This is a genomic window from Pseudolactococcus plantarum, from assembly GCF_002441715.1.
Classification (GTDB): domain Bacteria; phylum Bacillota; class Bacilli; order Lactobacillales; family Streptococcaceae; genus Pseudolactococcus; species Pseudolactococcus plantarum.
The window spans coordinates 1-4,579 of record NZ_JXJX01000023.1 but is presented as its reverse complement, the minus strand read 5'-3'; the positions used below and the strand labels follow the sequence as shown (position 1 = coordinate 4,579).

The 4,579-nt window shown below is 36.1% G+C and carries 6 protein-coding genes; all 6 read left to right on the top strand.

Annotation, left to right across the window (positions count from 1 at the left end):
- On the top strand, window positions 1-225 hold a 225-nt coding region (locus RU87_RS09375), incomplete at its 5' end, for a hypothetical protein (protein WP_096835858.1).
- Window positions 225-1,301 carry an AAA family ATPase gene (locus RU87_RS09370; protein ID WP_068164888.1) on the top strand — a complete coding sequence of 359 codons (1,077 nt, stop codon included), beginning with the start codon at window positions 225-227 and terminating at the stop codon, window positions 1,299-1,301. The genes RU87_RS09375 and RU87_RS09370, both read left to right, overlap by 1 nt.
- A 1-nt stretch (window position 1,302) precedes the next feature.
- The gene (locus RU87_RS09365; protein ID WP_096835857.1) at window positions 1,303-1,929 is read left to right on the top strand and encodes a hypothetical protein; all 627 of its coding nucleotides are present in this window, start codon (window positions 1,303-1,305) and stop codon (window positions 1,927-1,929) included.
- Window positions 1,930-2,170: 241 nt separating this feature from the next.
- Window positions 2,171-2,803: a replication protein gene (locus tag RU87_RS09360; protein WP_068164882.1), complete on the top strand. Its 633-nt coding sequence runs from the start codon at window positions 2,171-2,173 to the stop codon at window positions 2,801-2,803.
- The gene (locus RU87_RS09355) at window positions 2,793-3,056 is read left to right on the top strand and encodes a MerR family transcriptional regulator (protein WP_068164897.1); all 264 of its coding nucleotides are present in this window, start codon (window positions 2,793-2,795) and stop codon (window positions 3,054-3,056) included. The genes RU87_RS09360 and RU87_RS09355 overlap by 11 nt, the downstream gene beginning before the upstream one ends.
- 78 nt (window positions 3,057-3,134) lie before the next feature.
- Window positions 3,135-4,400, top strand: a complete 1,266-nt coding sequence (locus RU87_RS09350; RefSeq protein WP_068164879.1) for a tyrosine-type recombinase/integrase — start codon at window positions 3,135-3,137, stop codon at window positions 4,398-4,400.
- Window positions 4,401-4,579: the final 179 nt, after the last annotated feature.

Here is a 4,579-nt window from a genome sequence, read left to right as displayed (position 1 = left end):
GAACTTGAAGCTCAAATGAAGTTTGAAGATGGCAAACGTACCAAAGAGATTCAAGCTTATAAAGCTTGGTTCTCTCAAGAAGGTTTGCCTCCTTTTGAAGTGAAGTTCGAAAAAAAAGTAGAACTTCCAGCTTATCTTTCTATTGTCGAATTTGACAACATTGAAGCCTGTGAAGTTTCTTATAACATCTACTTCCGTGCTGAAGACCTCAAGGAGGTTAGATAATGGCAGATGAACAAGACAAAGCATTTATTACCCAGTGCTTGAACATGGCACTGGGAAGTCAAACTGAAGGGGAGACCAGTTATAGCAACTCATTTGATGTCAAGGTTGGGAAGGAGGGCTTTTTATTCATTCCAAGGCTCCCTTCATCTTACGTGATTGATGATGCGCTGTATCAAAAGATTTTTTTGATCGCAAACGCAGCGCTCTATCCACGCTACACGGTACTTAAGCAAAATTCTGCTTATTTCATCCCCTTAAATACAGAGGATATCCACGTTCAACGTGCTCTCTTTTTCCCGTGGAAAGTAGGGATTAGTAAGCGCTTAGTCATTTCAGACCTTGAGCAATTTGTTTCAGCTAAAACCTCCCGTCTCATTCCAATCATGGAGAATTTATCCCTTGACTACGATAAAGTGACCTCTATGGCAATCGCAGGAAACAGCGGTTCAGGGAAATCCTATGCTTTGACTTACTTTTTGACCTTGCTTAAACCCATCTCAGAATTGATTATCGTTGATCCAAAATTTGATAGTCCCTCAAGGTGGGCAAAATATCATCAGGTGACCGTCATTCATCCCAAGCAAAATCGGTCTAAATCGGATTTTGTATCTGAAATTAATGAGGCACTCAGTCAAAGCCTCCAACTGATTTATCAACGGCAAGCCATGCTTTACGAAAACCCGAATCAAAAGTTTAAACACCTTACAATTGTCATTGATGAGGTGTTAGCACTCAGTGAGGGGACAAATAAAGCCATTAAAGACGCCTTCTTTTCGCTCTTGAGTCAAATTGCTTTACTCGGTCGGGCTACAAAAGTACACCTCTTACTAGTCAGCCAGCGGTTTGATTATAACTCTATTCCTGTCTCCGTTCGAGAACAGCTCAATGTAAATATTCAAATTGGCAACATCAATCACAAAACGGTTCAATTCTTATTCCCAGACTTGAATCCTGAAGGGATCGTTATCCCTATCGGAAAAGGGACAGGATTGATTCAAATTATTGATAATGAACATCCTTATCAAGTCTTACCCCTCCTTTGCCCAACCTATTACACCAAGAAAGGTATTCTATAACATGAATTCTAATAAGCTAAATAAGAAAAGCTACTTCTTAACTTATTTCACCCTCGTACAATTTTTACTGATTATTTCAAGCACGGCACTTTTATTAAGTGCCGTGCTTTTTTTGATTATCGCTCACTTTAAAACAAGTAGTGTAACACCTAGTCATTTCACCCTAATGATTGAAGCAGTGGTCACCTTGCTTTATCAGGGGTTAGCTAGGTTCGGTTTAATCATTGCAATCCTCTTTTTATGCCTGTTATTGATTGAAGTCGTCATTCGCTTACGTCATGACAACTTGATGAATCTATGGCGATCAATCTATCTAACGATTATACTCCGCCGTTTCTTACACCAAGATGAGTCTTCAGAAAATCAGAAAGATGACCAGAAAGCTCAGTCTGTCAATCCAATTCATAAATCTTTTAATAGAGCAGTAAGACAAACCGTGATTGAACTTACAGACAAGCACGCAATAGTCTGCATTAAACTACCAAACGGACATCAAGCTCAAAACATACTCAACAGCATGGATGAGGAAATAAAAAATGAACTCTCCGATCAAGTCTCACAGTACTATTTTTCTGCGCCTGAACGCCAGAAAAATAAGAAATGGTTCATTGGTACAAAACGCGATTAGAGCCGTGTTCCTGCGGCTCACAGCGTGAAAGCCGCAGGAACAACAGTCATCATAAGGTGTAATGGGTCACTACGACCCCATTACACCAATAATCAGTAATCACAAAAACAAGAAAATCCCCCAAAACAGAAAGTAACCAAGATGACAAATAATAAAAAACAGCGTGCTCCACCACATGATATTTTTAAAATAACGATAAGTAACAGATAACGAAATAACCAAAATAGAAAGCAATAAAAAAATGACGAAAAAGAAAGAACAACGCTCAAATAAATGGGCGTTTTTAATTTATCAAGATTCCGCACCAGAAAACTACCTTGATATCCTTGAAGAATTGCATATCCCTTACGTTCTTAGCCCTTGGCATGACAAAGATGTCAATAAATCTACTGGCGAAATTAAAAAGGCGCATAAACATGGCGCACTATTCTTCGAGACCTTAAAAAGCTATTCACAGGTCTCAGATTTATTGAAAGACAAATTGAATAGTCCTGCCCATGTAGAAGTTGTCATGAGTCCTAAAGGCATGTACGATTATTTCACACATGCGGAAAATCCTGATAAGTCACCCTACAATATTGAGGATATTGAATCAGGTTGTGGCTTTGAACTCGATAAATTTATCGCAGAACAAGCAACAGATGAATTTCTCAATGACATCATTGATCTAATTGAGGAGAACCATATCACAGAGTTTGAGGATTTAGTTAAGTATGCGAGAGAAAATAATTATCTCTTACTCAGTCTAATCATTGACAAGACGTACTTTTTCGCTCGATTTATAGACTCAAAGCGATTTAGAGCACGTCAAGAAAAAATTGACCAAGAAAAGGGAAAAGAAACGGAAGAGGAAGATGAAACAGATGGTAAATAATGATTATTCCATTAAATTACAAAAAATCGAGCTTTTATTAACTACGTTATTAACAATTATTCAGGAGCAATCTATTAGCAAGTCTAATTTAAAGATTATGACTCAAAAAGAACTTTTAAAACAATTAAATATTGCTCCTAATACTTTGAAATCTTGGGAAAATAATGGTTTGAATAGACTTGAACCACCTATTGAAGGTTGTCGAACCATATATTATAAAGTGGATGATGTTTTGAAATTTTTAACAAAGTAGAAAGTGTGTTAAAATAGTGTTGTTCAAGAAAAATACTGTTTTAACCACTTTCTTTTTACTCGAATAGAAAGTGAAAGAATGAAACAAGAGGAGAAATACGTATACAAAGGTAAAACTCTAATCAAGACTACAAAATCTGATGGATCTATTAATTATACCAAACGGGGAATATACCTTGGAACAGATTCCAAAACAGGGAAGAAAATAACAATTTCTATTACTGCTCGAACGCTTAAAGAATTTGACCGGAAAGTCCGTGAGGCTAAATTAAATTTTGAACGAAATGGCAATACTAGAAAGGAAACTGTTCAAATTGAAAAATTTGAGGATTTAGCGATAGTATGGTTCAATAGCTATCGCACATTAGTATCCTCAGAGAACACGTTAAATCGTGTCTCTGGTTACGTATATAACTATATTCTACCTAAATGGGGAGATTATATACCTAACCAGATTGAAGCATCAGATGTCCAAATTTGGCTTACTCAGATGGCAAATAATGCCCGTGAAGCAATTGATTCTCGCATGATAGATAAAAGAGGTAAGTCCCAAGAATTTGGTGCTATTTTCCATAAATTTAGTGATATTTTTGATTATGGAATTACAAATTTTGGACTGAAAAATAATCCGACTTCTACTATCAAGGTACCTCCTCGACCAAAAAAGGGAGACGAAAGGGTAAAAGTACTTTCAGACACAGAATTATCCATATGGCTGAGTTTTCTAAGTCGATTACCAAATAATCGAACAAACACTCGTTTTAAGCTTATTATAGATTGTCTGCTTCAAGGTGGGATGAGAATCAACGAATTAACAGCCTTAGAAATTTCTGATATTTTAGTTCATACTTCTGAGATATCCATCTCTAAAACTTTGATGTGGAAGAATAATAATAAACAATTAGGCATTAAAGGCAAAGTTATTTGTAAAAGAACGCCGAAATCGGACTCAGGAAATAGAAGGATTCTGATGACTCCTAAAATCATAGAACGATTAGTTGAATGGCATGACTATATGAATAATTATTTCAAAAAGCATGGACTTCCCGAATCAAAACTAATATTTCCAACTATTTCAGGGGAATATATGTGTGATAGAAACGAGCGAACAAGCCTTATTAAACGGCTCAAAGCTGCTAATTTACCAGCATATGGTTTTCATATTTTTCGTCACACGCACGCTTCAATTTTACTTAATCAAGGTGCAAACTGGAAAGAAATACAAGTACGGATGGGACACAAGTCTATTAGTACGACAATGGACTTATATGCTCATTTAGCACCTCAGAAAAAAGCACAAGCGGTTGAACTTATACAGCAAAAATTAAATGAATTATCAGCATGACTACATTTATGACTACATTTTACCTCGTCAAAAATGTAGTCATTCGATAAATTCAGTAATAGCAACAAACTAGACAGTCAAACGTTAATAATGTATCATCTTTAAAGAAGTTAAATAAGTCTTCAAGTCAATAAATCAAAAAACGCTACTTGAACAGCTCCTGGTAAAATGGACATGAA